We start from the raw sequence: 15,025 nt of genomic DNA, 5'->3' as shown, positions 1-15,025 counted from the left end.
GGCACCGGTGGTCCCGTTCGGCTCCGTCAACGTGTCTCGTCTCCTGGTCGCAGGGGGAGGCAGGCGTGCACACGCCACGTCGCCCCGGTGGGTGCCGCCGTCAGGGCCCCGCCCAGCGCGGTCGCGCGCTCGCGCATCGTCTCCAGCCCCGTGGACGACGTCAGCGCGGGGTCGACGGGCACGGCGTCCGTGCGCAGCGCGTTCTCGACGACGACCTCGAGGGTGTCCGTGTCGGCGGTGAACCGGACCGAGGCGGGCCCCGAGCCGTGCTTGTGCGCGTTGGTCGCCGCCTCCTGCAGGATGCGGAACGCCGCGTGGTCCACCGCGGCCGCCAGCCCGGCGGGCACGTCCCCGACGACGTCCACCTCGAGGTCGGTGACCCGCGCGAGGCCCGCCGGTGCGGTCGTCGCATCGGCGTCCGCACCCTCGCGCAGCACGAGGATCATCGACCGCATCTCGCCCAGCGCGTCGAGCGACCCGGCGCGGGCGGCGGCCAGCGCCGCGCGGTCCCGCGACTCGTCGGGCGGTGCGGCGAGCGCCGCCTCGGCGTGGATGGCGACGGCCGACAGGTGTCCCGCGACGACGTCGTGCAGGTCCCGGGCCATCCGGGCGCGCTCGTCCTGCACCGCCCGGTCGCGGTCGAGCGCGGCGATGCGGGCGACGTCGTCGGCGTGCGCGCGTGCCAGGTCCGCGCGCGCCCGCTCGGCGTCCGCCCGGCGGGACTGCTCGGCCGCCAGCACCTCCGAGCGGCGCACGTCCGAGCCCCACCACCACGGCGGCAGCAGCAGCGACCCCGCGACGAGCGTGAGCTGCACGACGTCCCGGGCGGACGCGCCGGCGACGACGGTGCCGACCAGCACGGCCAGGACGAGCGCCACCAGCACACCCAGCACGACCGCCCGCGCCCGCGGCGCCGCGGCCCGCGCGACCGTGAACAGCGCGTCGAACAGCACGAGGTACATGCCGAGGCTGCCGCCGAGCGCGACGTCGGCGGCGAGCAGCGCCGTAATCACCACGAGCACGAGCACGGGTCGGCGTCGCTTGAGGAGCAGCGCCGTCGTGCCCAGCAGCAGGATGCCGACCTGCCAGGGCATCGTGCCGCCGGGCACGTCGACGAACGGCTCGTCCGTGCCGATCATCCGCACGTCGAGCGCGAGCAGCGCGAGCCCCACGAGCAGCAGCGCCACCGCGTACGCCCGGTCCGCCGCCGGCCCCCGCGGCGGCGTGCGCACCCACCGCACGACGGCGGCGAGGTGGGGGCTCATGCACCCATCCCAGCACGTCCGTGACCTGCGGCTCTCCTCCGGACGGAGGAGACGCGGCGCGCACGTCGGTCCGTCCGCCGGAAGCGCGCGGACGCCCCGGCGCGGCATCGTCGCGGCATGGAGATCGTCGAGTGGGTCCGCGTCCACCCCGTCGCCGCGCTGGTCATCGCGTGCGAGGTCGCGTTCTGGGTGTTCCTCGCCGCGGCCGTCGTCGCGCGCTACGTGTTCCGCCGCCGCCGGCTGTCCACCGTCCTGCTGCTGTGCGAGCCGCTCATCGAGGTCGTCCTGCTGGTCGCGACCGTCACCGACCTGCTGCGCGGCGCCGAGGCGACGTGGACGCACGGCCTGGCGGCCGTCTACCTGGGCTTCACCGTGGCGTTCGGCCGGTACACCGTGCACAAGGTCGACGGGTGGGTCGCCTGGCGGTTCCTCGACGGGCCGCGCCCGCCGCGCGTGCCGTCCGGCCGCGCCAAGGTCGTGCACGAGTGGCGGCTGTGGCTGCGCGTGGTCCTCGCATGGGTCGTCGCGGTCGCGGTGCTCGGCGTGCTGCTCCTCATCGCCGACGACCCCGCGCAGCGCGAGATCCTGCTCGGCTGGGCAGGGCGGGCGACGCTCGTCATGGGCATCTGGTTCGTCGCCGGGCCCGTGTGGCAGGTGTTCGCGGACGCGGCGGACGGCGACGACGAGCAGGTCCCGGCCGGCGCGGGCGAGGCCGCGGACCGGACGCCCTGACGCCGCGCGTGCACGCCCCGCGGAAGGGTTTGCGCGCCCGCGGGGTTGCGAGGACGACCGCATCCCGACCTGCAGGAGGACACATGTCCGTCGTCGTCACCGGGGCCACCGGCCACCTGGGCCGTCTGATCGTCGAGGGGCTGCTCGACGCGGGCGTCACGGACGTCGTCGCGGGCGGCCGCCGCACCGAGCGCGCCGCCGACCTGGCCGAGCGCGGTGCGCGTGTCGTCGAGCTCGACTACGACCGCCCCGAGACCCTGGCCGCCGCGCTCGCGGGCGCCGACACCCTCATGCTCGTCTCCGGGTCCGAGGTGGGCCGCCGCGTCGCGCAGCACGGCGCCGCGATCGACGCCGCCAGGGCCGCCGGCGTACGCCGCGTCGTGTACACCTCGGCGCCGCACGCGGACACGACCGACCTCGTCCTGGCGCCCGAGCACAAGGCCACCGAGGAGCTGCTGGCGGCGTCCGGCCTGGTCACGACGGTGCTGCGCAACAACTGGTACACCGACAACTACGTCCAGCCCCTGCGCCAGGCGGCGGCGACGGGGGAGATCGTCGGCTCCGTCGGCCAGGGCCGGGTGGCGTCCGCGACGCGCGCGGACCTCGCCGCCGGCGCCGTCGCGGTGCTGACGACGGACGCGCACGACGGCCGCACGTACGAGCTCACCGGCGACCACGCGTGGACGCACGACGAGCTCGCGGCCGCCGCGTCCCAGGTGCTGGGCCGCGAGGTCGTGTACCGCGACGTGACGCCCGACGAGCAGCGCGCCGGACTGCTGGCCGCGGGGCTCGACGAGGGCACCGCCGGGTTCGTCGTCGCGCTGGAGCAGAACATCGCCACGGGTGCACTGGCCGACGCGACGGACACCCTGCGGACGCTGCTCGGCCGCCCGACGACCTCCCTCCTCGACGGCCTGACGGCCGCGTGGGCCGCCACCGCCTGACGCACCGCTGGCCCAGCTCCCCCGCACGGCGAGACCGGGCTGAGTCGTCCTCGGAGCGTCTGGCGACGACTCAGCCCGGTCTCGACGGGCGTGCGTCCCGAGATGTGGGACCTGGTCGGGCGGAGGGGGTCACCGGTCCGTCAGAGGGCGTCCGCCCACGCCTCCGTCGCCGTCGTCACCGGGTCGCCCGTGCGCGCCGACTCCTCGATCGCCAGGCCCAGCAGGTGGTCCTGGCAGCCGTCGGCCAGCGGGTACGGCGGCGCCGCCTCGCCGCGCAGCCACGCACCGGTGTCGTCGAGCAGGTGCGCGACCGCCAGGTCGTCGTCGGCGAGCCGCGCGCCCGCGAAGGGGTTGCGGTACAGCACGCGCCCGTCCATCGACAGGTGCTCGAGGTCGAAGCCGTCGAGGTTCTGCTCGATCCCGGCCTGGCGTCGCACGATCGACGACGTCAGCACCGTCCGCTCGTCGACCCAGCGCGTCACGGCGTCGTCGACGATCTCGCCGTGCGACCCGCGCACGACGACGCGGTTGGTGCGCAGCGGGTTGTACCACTGGTTGTCGGTGAAGTCGTAGAGGATCGTCCGGCCGTCACCCAGGTCGAGCGTCGCGAGGATCGACCGCACCGCCTCCGGTGACGTCGCGCCCGTCCACCCGTCGCGCCCCACCGGCTCGAGCAGCGGCGCCGTGAACGCCTGCGCGCGCACCGTCACCGGCCCGCGTCCGGCGCCCAGCAGGTACCGGCCCAGACCGACCGCGTGGTACAGGTGCGTCGAGGAGATCTGCACGCTCGTCGGCTGCCCGATCGTCCCCGCCTCGACCACCGCACGCCGTGCGCGGTGCGCCGGCATCGACGGCGAGTGCTCCGCGACCTGCACGAGCCCGGTCGCGCCCACGTCGGCCCACAGGGCGCGCAGCGCGTCGACGTCGGGCGCCGGCGGGGTCTCGGCGAGCACCGGGACCGCGGCGTCCACGACCTCGCGGACGACGTCCGGCGTCACCGGCCACGGCGTCGCGACCACGACGACCTCGGGCCGGTCGGGCGCTGCGCCGGCACCCGGCAGCGCGCCGGTGACCAGCTCCTCGACCGTGCGCACGGTCGGCACGCCCCAGTGCGCCTCGACCCACGCGCCGCGCTCGGCGGTGCGCGTGACAACGCCCACGCACCGGAACCGGTCCGGCATCAGGCGTGCGGCACGCACGAAGAACTCGGCACGCCATCCGGACCCCACGACCCCGAACCGGGTCGGCTGCTGCTGCGTCACACGGACCTCCTCGTCGGCGTCGACCCTAACCGGGACCGGCGACGCACCCGCGGATCACCGTGCCGGGTCGTCCGGGCTGATGATCCCCAGCTCGTGCGCGCGACGCAGCGCGGCCTCCCGGTCGTGGACGCCGAGCTTCGCGTAGATGCTCAGCACCTGCTTGCGCACGGTGTTGACGGACACCGTCAGCGCGTCGGCCACGTCACGCGTCGTGTCGTGCTCGTTGAGGAGCGTCAGCACGGTGCGCTCGCGCGGGGTCAGCGGCACGAGCCGGCCCGGGTCGGGCACGACGCGACCGGTCGCGGCGAGCCGCGCCAGCTCGTCCTCGCTGAAGCCCAGGCCGGACTGCTCCGCCAGCTCGTCGCGCACGTCGGGGGGCAGGTGGGCGAAGCTGCGCAGCGCATCCTGCTCACCCGCGAGGCGGCGCGCCGTGCGGAACGCGCGCACGGCGAGGACCGGTTGGCGCACCTCGTGGGCGGCCCACGCCTCGAGCACCAGCAGGTCGGTGCGGTCGCCGAGGTTGACGCGCCGGCGACGCCCGCCCAGCACGGCCGCCCGTAGCGCCGCGTTGGGGTCGCCCGTCAGCAGGTGCCAGCGCGCGCGGGGCACGTCGCTCCACGCGCCGGTCGCGTCGGGCTCCGCGAGCAGGTCCGCGACGCGGTGGATCTCCCCGAGCGCGATCAGCAGCTCCGCGCGCATCCGCACGAGGGCCTGCTGCACCGTCCCGACCTGCTCCAGCCAGGCGTGCCGCGTGCGCTCGATCTGCTCGAGCTCGGCCAGGCCCTGCTCGGGGTCACCGAACAGCACCGCCCGGCGCACGCGTGCCCGCAGCACGTACGGCCAGGTGACGTCCGGCGCCCGCACGTCCAGGTGGAGCCGGGACAGCGCTGCGTCGGTGGCCGCCTTGTCGAGCCGGCCGGTGGCGAGGAGCGCCTCGGCCACGTCGGCCGCGTTGTCGCGCACGACGTCCTCCCACTCGGGTTCGAGCGACTCCACGTGCCGCACGAGCCACCGGTCGGAGTCGACGAGCATCCCGTCGAGCGCGTGCACGAGCGCCACGTGCCCGGCCGCGGCCGCGCGCACGTCCGGTGCCCGGTACGGGTCCGCGAGCTCGTACGCGCGCATCGGCAGCTCGAGGGCCGAGCCGAGGTCGCCCTCGAGCAGCGCCGTGCGGCCCGCCTGCACGAGGAACCACCAGTACGGGCGACCCGCGGTGCCGCCCTTGACGCCCGAGCGCGCGGCCGCGACCTCGGTGTCGCGCATGACGGTCATCGCGCGGCGCATGTCGCCGCGGGCGCGCGCCGCCACGAGCGCGGCGGCCGCACCGGCCCAGCGGCCGGCGGCCGTGCGGCTGCGCCAGGCGCCGTCGAGCGCGAGCGAGCCCAGCTCGGTCATGAGCCCGAGCACCAGCTCGCGGGCGTCCGCGCGCTCCTCCGGGGTGCGGCGCGTCGTCGCACGGGCCAGGGCGAGCACGGTCGACGTGGTGGCGACGTCGTCGGGCACCGCGCTGTACACGGCGTCCACGGCGGGACCGCCCGTGGCGACCAGGTACGTGCCGAAGTCGAGCCAGCAGGTCTCCAGCAGCGTCCAGTCGTGCGCGCGGGCGGCGTGCTCGACGGCGCGGCGCGGGTCCGGCGGGTGGGCGCGCAGGGCGGCGCGCGACAGGGCCCGGTGCAGCGCGACCGCGCGGTCGGGGGACCGCCGCTCCAGCTCACGGCGCAGGACCTCGTGCAGCAGCGCCGGGATGTGCCAGCGGCTGGGGGCGGCGGCGCCGCTGCGCTCGCGGTCACGCACGGCGATGCCCACGGACTCGAGCCGCATGAGGGCGTCGAGGGGGTCGTCCGGGCCGACGTTCCGCCCCGCCGTGCTGAGCACCAGCCGCACGGTCTCCACCGTCGGGTCGCCGGCGGCGGCCACGAGCATCGCGATCTCGAGGAGGTCCGTGTCGCCGACGGAGGGCACGACCACGTCACGGATGAAGGCGTACGCCGAGGCCGTGGCGAGCTGCTCGTCGTCGGGTCGCGTGTCGTCGAGCACGGTGCGCGCGAGCCGCGGCCAACCGCCCACGAGCTCGACCAGGTACTCCAGGCGGGCGTCGTCGATGTCGTGACCCCACGAGACGACAGCGGCACGCAGCTCGTCGGCCGTGAACGCCAGATCGCGCGCCGTGAGGGTGAGGACCGGCAGCGGGTGGCCGACGGCCGTCAGGACGGGGTGCTGCGGACCGGTCGGCAGCATGCGGTAGCGCGGGCCGGTGACGAGCACCACGCGCAGCGCGGCCGACGTCGCGAGGAGCTCGGCCAGGGCCTTGACCGCGTCCGGGTCGTCCAGCTCGTCCGCGTCGTCGACCACGAGGATCACCGGACGGCCCGCCGCGTCGATCGCCGCCGCGAGCGCGTCGGGCCACGCCGCCTCGGGGACGTCGACCCCGTGCGCCCCGAGCGCGGCGGTCACCGCGCCGTGCAGGACCGACCAGGGGTCGTCGCGGTTCCACGGCCGTGCCGTCCACGCGACGGGGTGGCCCGCGGCGCGACGGGCGTCGGCCCACTGCGAGACCAGCGTGGTGCGTCCGTAGCCGGTGGCGGCCCGGACGACGGCGACCTTCTCGACGCGGTCGAGGCGCGCGGGCAGACGCGCGCGCACCACTGCGCTCCCAGGCGTCCGCAGGGGCGGTCGCGCCGACGCCCCGGCCGCCCCCGTGCCACGCCCGGACTCGCCGGACGTCGACATCTCGGCCGTCATGGTCGGATTATCGGGGGTCCAGAGACCTAGGTCCTAACCGGCACCGGGTGAAGCATGGTGGTTCGGGCAGGCGGAACGTGCGGTTGCGGGCATCGGCACTCCCACGCCGCCCGTCCTCGCAACCCCCGGTGGCCCGCTAGCGTGCCGCTGCACCCCGTCCCGTCGTCCCAGGAGCTCGATGCCTCCCCGCACCGCCCCCACCGGCCCGGACGGACACCACCGTCCCTCCTCGGCGCAGCTGCGCCGGTGGCGGCGCAACCTCGCCGACGAGCGTGCCGAGGCGGCCGTGTACCGGGACCTCGCCTCGCGTCGCACCGGTGAGGAGCACGAGATCCTCGTCGCCCTCGCCGAGGCGGAGCGGCGCCACGAGGTGCACTGGCTCGACCTGCTCGGCGACGACGTCGGCCGGCCCGTGCGCGGCGACTGGCGCACGCGCGTGCTCGGCTGGCTCGCGCGACGCTTCGGGTCCGTGTGGGTGTACGCGCTCGCGCAGCGGGCCGAGTCCCGGTCGGCGTACGCGCAGGACGCCGAGGCGACGCCCCGCATGGCGGCCGACGAGCAGATCCACGAGGAGGTCGTCCGCGGGCTGGCCATGCGGGGGCGCCAGCAGATCTCCGGCACGTTCCGTGCCGCGGTGTTCGGCGCCAACGACGGGCTCGTGTCCAACCTCGCGCTCGTCCTGGGCATCGGCGCGAGCGGCGTCGGGGCGGCGACCGTGCTGCTCACGGGCCTGGCGGGGCTGCTCGCGGGGGCGCTGTCCATGGCGGCCGGCGAGTACGTGTCCGTGCGCTCGCAGCGCGAGCTGCTCGAGGCGTCGCGGCCCGCCGCCGACGCCGCCACGGCGCTCGCGCACCTCGACGTCGCCGCCAACGAGCTCGCGCTGGTCTACCGCGCGCGCGGCATGAGCGCGGACGACGCCCACGCGCGGGCCGACGTCGTGCTCGCGTCGCTCGCGCAGTACGAGGCCCAGCAGGCGGTCGACGCGTCGCTGCTGCGCACGACGACCGCTCTGCCCGGCCGTGGCGTCGACGACGGTGCGGAGGCTGGGTCCGCCTCGGGACCGCCCGCGCCTCCCGTCCCGGACCGCGACGAGCACGAGTCGGTCGGCACCGCGTGGGGCGCCGCGATGGCGAGCTTCTGCTTCTTCGCCTCCGGCGCGCTGATCCCCGTGCTGCCCTACCTCGTGGGTGCCACGGGGTTCACCGCCGTCGCGTGGTCGTGCGGGCTCGTCGGTGTCGCGCTGATCGGCACCGGCTCGGTGGTGGGCCTGCTGTCCGGGGCGTCGCCCGTGCGGCGGGCGCTGCGGCAGCTCGCGATCGGGTACGGCGCCGCCGCGGTGACGTACCTGCTGGGTCTCGCCTTCGGCGCCTCGGCGGTCTGACGTCGTCTCCGGATGCCGGATCGCGCGCGTCGGGTGAGGCTCGGGGGGTGACGCGATTCGGGTACACCCTCATGACCGAGCAGTCCGGTCCGCGCGAGCTCGTGCGGTACGCGCAGCACGCCGACCGGCTGGGCTTCGACTTCGCCGTGTCGTCCGACCACTTCTTCCCGTGGCTCGACGAGCAGGGCCACGCACCGTACGCGTGGAGCGTGCTGGGCGCCGTCGCGCAGGCGACCGAGCGCATCGGCCTCATGACGTACGTGACGTGCCCCACCGTCCGCTACCACCCGGCGGTCGTGGCGCAGAAGGCGGCGACGATGGCGCTGCTGTCGCAGGACCGCTTCACGCTCGGCGTGGGCGCCGGGGAGAACCTCAACGAGCACGTCGTCGGTGAGCGCTGGCCCGCCGTCGGCGAGCGGCACGACATGCTGGAGGAGGCGCTCGAGATCATCCACGAGCTGCTCACCGGCGACCGCGTGACGTACGAGGGTGCCCACTTCCGCGTGGACTCCGCGAAGCTCTGGGACATCCCCGAGGTGCCCGTGCCGATCGGCGTCGCGGTGTCCGGCGCGCAGTCGGTCTCGCGGTTCTCCGGGCTCGCGGACCACCTCATCGCCGTCGAGCCGGACGCCGACCTCGTGCGGAGCTGGGACGAGGCCCGTGAGGGTCTCGAGACGATCGAGGTCATCGGGCCCTCGCGCAAGATCGGCCAGATCCCGATCTCGTGGGGGCCGGACCGTGACGAGGCGGTCGCCCGGGCGCACGAGCAGTTCCGGTGGTTCGGCGGCGGCTGGAAGGTCAACGCCGACCTGCCCACCACCGAGTCGTTCGACGCCGCCAGCCAGTTCGTCCGACCCGAGGACGTCGCGGAGTCGATCCCGTGCGGGCCGGACCTCGACGCGGTCGTCGAGGCGGTGAGCGCGTACTGGGAGGCCGGGTTCACGGACGTCGCCGTCGTCCAGGTGGGCGACGCGCTGCAGCAGCGGTTCCTCGACGAGGCCGCCGGGCCGCTGCTGGAGAAGCTGCGCGCGGCAGCACCGAGCGACTGACGGGCGCCCGTGGGGCGTGCAGGCACGGCACGAGAGGAGCGACCATGGCGGTGACCGCCTTCCAGGACCTGGACCTCGCCGACCGCGACCGCGAGTGGGACGGCGCGGCGGCCGAACGACGCGTGCGGCAGTGGGCGGACGCGCAGGACGAGCCCAACGACCGGTACCGCGACGCGCACGTCTGGTACGACGCGGAGAAGAAGGACAACTTCACGGCGTACAAGCTGCTGATCGCCGACGTGGTGGACGGCGACCTCGTCGCCGTGCCGCGCGGGGTGTTCGCCGCGGCGGCGGTCATGCAGGGCTCGCGCGGGGGCGTCGACCTGCCCGACAAGGACCGTGACCGCGTGCGCAGCCACCTCGCCAAGTACTACGCGAAGCTCGACGAGACGCCGCCCTGGGACGACTGACCGACGGGACGTCGGGCCCGCGCGGCTCCCGGCATGAGACGGGGGTTGCACGATCAGGTAAGCCTCACCTTATGCTGACGCCGTGACCCAGGCCCCCGTGACCGTCGCCACAGCGACGGCCGTCGAGGCGACCGCACCCGCGGCGTCCCCGTTCCGCATGTTCCACGTGCGCGTCGTCGCGCTGCAGCGGCTGTGCCCCAGCCTGCTGCGCGTCACCTTCACCGGCGACGACCTCGACCGCTTCGCGGACAACGGGTTCGACCAGCGCATCAAGTTCTTCCTGCCCGTCACGGGCTCGCCGTACGCGGACCTCATCGACCTCGGCCGCACGGGCGACTGGTACGGCTCGTGGCGCGCGCTCCCCGACGACCGCCGCCACCCCATGCGCACCTACACGGCGCGCGGCGTGCGCCCCCACCCGCGCGAGCTCGACGTCGACATCGTGCTGCACGGCGACACCGGCCCGGCGTCGCGCTGGGCGTCGACCACGCAGGTCGGCGACGAGCTGGTCGTCATGGGTCCCAACGCCGACCACGTCGGCCCGCACGGCGGCGTCGACTTCGTGCCGCCCGCCCGCACCGACCGCCTGCTCATCGCCGGTGACGAGACGGCGCTGCCGGCCATCGCGGGCATCGTCGAGCGCCTGCCGCGCGACGCCCGCGGCGAGGTCCTCATCGAGATGCCGTGGTCCGACGACCGCCTCGCGCTCGACGCGCCCGAGGGCGTGCGCATCCACTGGCTCGGCCGCGACGGGCGCGCCCACGGCGAGCTGCTCGTGCCCGCCGTCCAGGCCGCGTGCGCGCGCCTGCTGCCCGGCCAGGCACCGGCACCGGACCAGGTGCTCGAGGACGTCGACGTCGACCACGACATGCTGTGGGAGGTGCCGATCGACTGGACGACCGGTGCGCCCCTGGCCGCCGAGGCGCACCTGTACGCGTGGCTCGCGGGTGAGGCCGGCGTCATCAAGACGCTGCGGCGGCACCTGGTCACCGGGTGCGGCGTGGACCGCAAGGCTGTCGCGTTCATGGGGTACTGGCGTCAGGGGCGCTCCGAGGCGAACTGAGGCCTCGTCGCGGGCGTACGCCACGTGCCGGTCGTCCGGCCTCAGCCCCTCCGAGGGCGGGAGCCGCCACCGGCCCCGGGGCGCGGGACCCCGGACACCGCTCGGCCACGTGGTGCATTCTGCGGGGACCCCAGGAGGAGAGCGCGCGCGAGGGCGTGGCTGCGCCGGAGGCGGTCGTTCCACTCGGTCCCCGGTGCGCTCTGGACGGACCAGAACGTGTGCCGCAGGATGCTGAGGGCCAGGGCCGCCGCCATCTGAGCCTGTTCCGCGATCTCTGCTGCGGCCAGATCACCGCGCCGCCGCAGCCGCCGGGCGACCGCGTCCGTCTGCCAGGGGGCCACCTCGGCGCGTCGGGCCTCGCGGGCTCTGAGCCGCGCGTCGCTGTCGACCAGCTCGAACCTGCGGCGGAAGAGGGCGAGGTCGCCCACGGCGTCGCGGGCGCCGACGGTCAGGAGCGTCAGCAGGTCACCGAGCAGGGGCCCGTCCGCCTCGACGAACGCCTCGACCGCCTCGGGGGAGGGCAGCGGCGGTCGCCCGAGGATCGCCGCGTCCTTGCTGCCGAAGTAGGTGAAGAACGTGCTCTGCGCGATCCCGGCGGCGGCGCAGATCTGCGCGACGGTGACGGAGTCGTAGCCGTGCTGCAGGCACAGGTCAACGGCGATCTGCTCGACGCGCGCCCGGGCCGCGGCGCGCTTGCGCTCCCGCAGCCCGAGCGGCTCGTCGTCCCGGTCAGGGAGCATCGTCGCCGACCAGCCGGGACATGACCGCCTGGGCGTCGGCGTCGATCGTCGCCTGGTCCACCCCGTCGGTGACCGGCACCCGCGAGGCGACCTCCTCGACGAGCCGGCTCGCCTGGCCGCTGTCGAGCCACGCGGCCCGCAGCTCCGCGGTCGCCGCGTCGATGAGAGCCGCGAAGTCGACACTCGCCTCGAACCGGGTCACGAGCGCGTTGCCTCCCATGGCTCCCGGTCCCCGCCCGACGCCCTCGGGCAGCTCCACGCCCTCGGGCAGCTCGACGCCCTCGGGCAGACCCGGCATCCCAGCGGCACCCGGCGCGCCCGGCCGGGCCGAGCCGTCGCCGCCACCGGGCCCGCCCGTGCCCGGCATCGACATGCCGCCCAGAGCCAGGTTGAGGTCCCACGCGACGACGCTGATCAGCCCGGTGCCCAGGTCGTAGTAGAGGTAGGCGTTCCGGCCGGGCCCCGCGATCGTGTCCATGTTCCCGAGCACGTCCTGGGTGGCCAGGTAGGTCGCGAACGACTCGACGTCGACCCACTGGTCGAGGTCCCGTGCGAACTCCTCGTCGGACGCACCGCCGAGCCACTCCAGGAACGACACGATCGGCTGCAGGTCCTGGCTTCCCCGGAGGTTGACCTGCGTGAAGTCGTCGACGTACGCGGTCTGGTCATCGCCCTGGTAGGTGAAGGAGCTCGTGGACAGCACCTTGTAGAGCACTCCGTCGCCCTCGAGCCCGGCGGCGTACTGCGGGTCGGGGTTCTGCACGACCAGGCGGGTCGTCGTCGGGCGGTCGTTCACGGCGTAGGTCGTGAACACGTAGTCCTGCGTCGGTTGGCCGGACTGCTGCGTCAGCTCCAGCGCGACGGCCTCATTGAGCGACGACGCGGCCGCGGCGCTCGCGGGACGGATCGCCAGCTCGGTCATGCCCTGGTAGGCGCGCCCGGGCCGGTTCTCGTCGAGGCTGACGAGCAGCGGCAGGTTCTCCGGCTCCTGCGTGCTCAGCGGGACGCCCGCGCCGGCGAACCCGCCGCCCGGGCCGCGTCCAGCGCCGTCGGGCAGCTGTGGCACCTCGCCCCCGCCGCCCGGCAGCTGTGGCACCTCGCCGCCGCCGGGCACCTCACCGCCGCCCCGGCCTCCGAGGCCCCCCGGGGCGCGCTCGCCCTGGGTCGCGGATCCCGCACGGCTGTCGACCAGCGACGAGAGCGTCGAGTTCCCCTTCAGGCGCACCGCTGCGGACTCGATCGTGGTGCCGTCGATCGTGATGTCGGCGGTCATCCACTCCTTCTCGCCCTCGGTGAAGTAGGCGTCGAGCATCCGGTCGTAGCCGTCCTGGGAGTAGGACAACGCGATCTGGTGCTCGACGGTGGTGTCGAAGAGGTCGACCGTGCCCTCGACGTCCTCGGTGACGCGTTCCTCGTCGGTGACGGCGGCCGTGCTCGTGGAGTAGGGCCGGATCGTCACGTCACCGAGGACCGTGAGGGCGACGGCGACTCCTGCCACGCCTGCTGTCAGCGGCTTCCAGTGCTGACGCAGCCGCACCGGGAGGCGCCTGCGGAGGTCTGCGCGACTCATGCTGCTGCCTCTCACATGTCCGACTGGTCGTACCCGGTCAGGACGGTGACCTTCTGCCCGGAGTTGATCTCGCTCAGCGCGCCGATGATCTCCGTGGTCGTGACTCCCGGCTTGAGGCGTACCGAGTAGAAGAGCTCGGTCAGCGCACCTCCCCGCACGGTCTCGACGCTCACCAGCTCGAACTCCAGGGTCGTGCGGACGAGCACGTCGGCGACGTCCTGCTGGTAACGCGCCTCGGGAGGGGTCTGGACCTTGACCACCTGGCGCTGGATGTCGAGCTTGAACCAGTCGAAACGCTGCATGAGGAAGACGACCAGCAGGATGGACGCCGTCGCGGCCGCCGCCAGGAGGTAGAAGCGGGTGCCCACCGCCATGCCGATCGCCATCACGAGGAAGATGAAGCCGACGTCGCGGGTCTCCTTGATCGCGTTGCGGAAGCGGATCACCGAGAGCGCGCCGACCAGCGCGAACGCGCGCGCGATGTTCGACCCGACGACGAGCATGATGACGGCGACGACCATGCCGATGACGACGAGCGTCTGGACGTACGACTGGCTGTAGGAGATGTTGCGGTGCGTCCGCTGGTAGACCCAGCCGATGGCGGCGGACAGGACGAACGAGAGCGTCAGCGTCGCCGCGACGTCGAAGACGGAGAAGGTACCGCTCAGGTCGGTGAGGTTCATCGGGTGGGTGCACCTTGTCGGCTCGGGGCGTCGTCGACGCCGGTCGGGGTGGTCGGGCGTGCAGACGTGACGCGGTGACGGCCGGGTGCCTGGTCCGGCGCCGGGCGCAGGACCTCGTCGACCTCGTCGGGTGCGTGCGCGAGGGAGCGGGGCGCGAGACCGAAGGCCTGCACGCTCTGGCAGTACTTGGAGATCCGGACCAGGTCCAGGCTCATCCGGGCTGCCGCGTCCGTGACCCACGTCGGGACGCGTTCGTCGGCCTTCACCTCCAGGATCGACAGCCCCGGGGGCAGCGTGAGGCGGTTCAGGCTCTCGGAGGCCAGGTGGAAGTCGCGGTCCCGGCCGCGCAGCCGGTGGTCGAGCGTGATGCGCAGGCCCAGATCGGCCTCGCGTCCCACCCACGCCTCACGGTGGTAGGCCGTCGTCACGGTCGGGCGCAGCCCGAGCTCACCGACGAGGGCGGTCACCTCGTCCAGGAAGGCGTGTTCACGGCTGCTGATCTCACCGACCGGCGCGTACCCCTGCGGTGAGCACAGCAGCAGGGCGTCGCGGTACGGCAGGCGCACCCGCCGCTTCTGGGTGACGCGGTTGACGCGCTGCTTGATCTCGACGAACACCGCCGAGTCCGCGGTCAGGTCGTCCGCCGTGCCGTAGTGCCGGACACGCAGCTTGCGCCGGAACCTCAGCCCCTCGATCTTCTCCCAGTACAACCTCAGGTGCGGGGTGTCGTAGTAGAGGCTCGTGACCGGGTAGCCGGTCGCGCCGGAGTAGGCGTCCTCGTCCATGTGCCGACCCAGCTCGGTGCGGAGCTCGTCGGCCTGGGCCTGCGGAACGAGGTACTTGATCTCGAACCGGTTGAACGCGTGCAGGCGGCTGGCGGTGTTGGTGCGGGCGGCGCTCGCGACGGTCGCGACCGGACCGTCGTCCGTCGCGTCCGGCATGGCTCCGGGGTCCTCGGTGGCGCGTCGGGACAGGCGTCGCACGGGCGCGGTCCTCTCGTGGGTCCGGCCGGCGCGACGAACAGCGGCGGGCCGGTGGATGAACATCGGGAGCCCGCAGCATGGTGGTCGACCCTTTGAGCCTCCTGAGAACGTGGAGACGGACCGGCATCGACTCCAGGAAGGGGTCGATACCGGTCCGTCGTGTCGCCTGCGGCGACGGTGGGAGCCGCGGCTGCGTCAGCA

The 15,025-nt window shown here is 74.4% G+C and carries 13 protein-coding genes; 6 read left to right on the top strand and 7 right to left on the bottom strand.

Going from position 1 to position 15,025, the window contains the following annotated elements; translation table 11 throughout:
• Positions 1-26: 26 nt before the first annotated feature.
• Positions 27-1,265 carry a sensor histidine kinase gene (locus KKR89_RS16235; protein WP_208196350.1) on the bottom strand — a complete coding sequence of 413 codons (1,239 nt, stop codon included), beginning with the start codon at positions 1,263-1,265 and terminating at the stop codon, positions 27-29.
• Positions 1,266-1,382: 117 nt separating this feature from the next.
• Here KKR89_RS16235 and KKR89_RS16230 point away from each other — a divergent pair, with 117 nt between their 5' ends.
• Positions 1,383-1,997: a hypothetical protein gene (locus KKR89_RS16230; protein WP_243882654.1), complete on the top strand. Its 615-nt coding sequence runs from the start codon at positions 1,383-1,385 to the stop codon at positions 1,995-1,997.
• Between the two features lie 83 nt (positions 1,998-2,080).
• Positions 2,081-2,941 carry an SDR family oxidoreductase gene (locus KKR89_RS16225; protein WP_208196349.1) on the top strand — a complete coding sequence of 287 codons (861 nt, stop codon included), beginning with the start codon at positions 2,081-2,083 and terminating at the stop codon, positions 2,939-2,941.
• 140 nt (positions 2,942-3,081) lie between these two features.
• On the opposite strand, the gene KKR89_RS16220 is transcribed toward KKR89_RS16225, so the two are convergent.
• Both KKR89_RS16220 and KKR89_RS16215 read right to left on the bottom strand, forming a co-directional pair.
• A complete protein-coding gene (locus KKR89_RS16220) occupies positions 3,082-4,203 on the bottom strand; it encodes a Gfo/Idh/MocA family protein (RefSeq protein WP_208196348.1) in 1,122 nt (373 codons plus the stop codon).
• A gap of 54 nt (positions 4,204-4,257) precedes the next feature.
• Complete coding sequence (locus KKR89_RS16215) at positions 4,258-6,945, bottom strand: helix-turn-helix transcriptional regulator (protein WP_208196347.1); 2,688 nt, start codon at positions 6,943-6,945, stop codon at positions 4,258-4,260.
• Between the two features lie 178 nt (positions 6,946-7,123).
• On the opposite strand from KKR89_RS16215, the gene KKR89_RS16210 reads away from it, so the two are divergent.
• The 4 genes from KKR89_RS16210 (at position 7,124) to KKR89_RS16195 (ending at position 10,848) form a co-directional block, all read left to right on the top strand.
• Positions 7,124-8,326 (top strand): VIT1/CCC1 transporter family protein, encoded by a 1,203-nt coding sequence (locus KKR89_RS16210; RefSeq protein ID WP_208196346.1) that lies wholly within the window; start codon positions 7,124-7,126, stop codon positions 8,324-8,326.
• A gap of 47 nt (positions 8,327-8,373) precedes the next feature.
• Positions 8,374-9,375 (top strand): TIGR03557 family F420-dependent LLM class oxidoreductase, encoded by a 1,002-nt coding sequence (locus tag KKR89_RS16205; protein WP_208196345.1) that lies wholly within the window; start codon positions 8,374-8,376, stop codon positions 9,373-9,375.
• A gap of 44 nt (positions 9,376-9,419) precedes the next feature.
• Complete coding sequence (locus KKR89_RS16200) at positions 9,420-9,785, top strand: hypothetical protein (protein ID WP_208196344.1); 366 nt, start codon at positions 9,420-9,422, stop codon at positions 9,783-9,785.
• A 157-nt stretch (positions 9,786-9,942) separates the two neighbouring features.
• Positions 9,943-10,848: a siderophore-interacting protein gene (locus KKR89_RS16195; RefSeq protein ID WP_208196419.1), complete on the top strand. Its 906-nt coding sequence runs from the start codon at positions 9,943-9,945 to the stop codon at positions 10,846-10,848.
• A gap of 41 nt (positions 10,849-10,889) precedes the next feature.
• Here the strand turns inward: KKR89_RS16195 and KKR89_RS16190 are convergent, their stop codons facing one another.
• Genes KKR89_RS16190 through KKR89_RS16175 form a run of 4 tightly spaced genes read right to left on the bottom strand, consistent with a single transcriptional unit; the run spans position 10,890 to position 14,824 of the window.
• Complete coding sequence (locus KKR89_RS16190) at positions 10,890-11,588, bottom strand: helix-turn-helix domain-containing protein (protein ID WP_208196343.1); 699 nt, start codon at positions 11,586-11,588, stop codon at positions 10,890-10,892.
• Entirely contained in the window at positions 11,578-13,158 is a 1,581-nt protein-coding gene (locus KKR89_RS16185) for a CotH kinase family protein (RefSeq protein ID WP_208196342.1), read from the bottom strand. The genes KKR89_RS16190 and KKR89_RS16185 overlap by 11 nt, the downstream gene beginning before the upstream one ends.
• 11 nt (positions 13,159-13,169) lie before the next feature.
• Positions 13,170-13,841 carry a DUF4956 domain-containing protein gene (locus tag KKR89_RS16180; RefSeq protein WP_208196341.1) on the bottom strand — a complete coding sequence of 224 codons (672 nt, stop codon included), beginning with the start codon at positions 13,839-13,841 and terminating at the stop codon, positions 13,170-13,172.
• Positions 13,838-14,824: a polyphosphate polymerase domain-containing protein gene (locus KKR89_RS16175; RefSeq protein WP_214765510.1), complete on the bottom strand. Its 987-nt coding sequence runs from the start codon at positions 14,822-14,824 to the stop codon at positions 13,838-13,840. The genes KKR89_RS16180 and KKR89_RS16175 overlap by 4 nt, the downstream gene beginning before the upstream one ends.
• Positions 14,825-15,025 lie beyond the last annotated feature (201 nt).

Origin of the sequence: Cellulomonas dongxiuzhuiae, from assembly GCF_018623035.1 — a bacterium.
Taxonomy (GTDB): Bacteria; Actinomycetota; Actinomycetes; order Actinomycetales; family Cellulomonadaceae; genus Cellulomonas; species Cellulomonas dongxiuzhuiae.
This window is presented reverse-complemented; position numbering and strand designations above follow the sequence as displayed.

Bases quoted from the DNA above. Each gene is read 5' to 3' on its own strand.
- KKR89_RS16235 (WP_208196350.1), bottom strand. From the start codon at position 1,265: ATGAGCCCCCACCTCGCCGCCGTCGTGCGGTGGGTGCGCACGCCGCCG.
- KKR89_RS16230 (WP_243882654.1), top strand. From the start codon at position 1,383: ATGGAGATCGTCGAGTGGGTCCGCGTCCACCCCGTCGCCGCGCTGGTC.
- KKR89_RS16225 (WP_208196349.1), top strand. From the start codon at position 2,081: ATGTCCGTCGTCGTCACCGGGGCCACCGGCCACCTGGGCCGTCTGATC.
- KKR89_RS16215 (WP_208196347.1), bottom strand. From the start codon at position 6,945: ATGACGGCCGAGATGTCGACGTCCGGCGAGTCCGGGCGTGGCACGGGG.
- KKR89_RS16210 (WP_208196346.1), top strand. From the start codon at position 7,124: ATGCCTCCCCGCACCGCCCCCACCGGCCCGGACGGACACCACCGTCCC.
- KKR89_RS16200 (WP_208196344.1), top strand. From the start codon at position 9,420: ATGGCGGTGACCGCCTTCCAGGACCTGGACCTCGCCGACCGCGACCGC.
- KKR89_RS16195 (WP_208196419.1), top strand. From the start codon at position 9,943: ATGTTCCACGTGCGCGTCGTCGCGCTGCAGCGGCTGTGCCCCAGCCTG.
- KKR89_RS16190 (WP_208196343.1), bottom strand. From the start codon at position 11,588: ATGCTCCCTGACCGGGACGACGAGCCGCTCGGGCTGCGGGAGCGCAAG.
- KKR89_RS16185 (WP_208196342.1), bottom strand. From the start codon at position 13,158: ATGAGTCGCGCAGACCTCCGCAGGCGCCTCCCGGTGCGGCTGCGTCAG.
- KKR89_RS16180 (WP_208196341.1), bottom strand. From the start codon at position 13,841: ATGAACCTCACCGACCTGAGCGGTACCTTCTCCGTCTTCGACGTCGCG.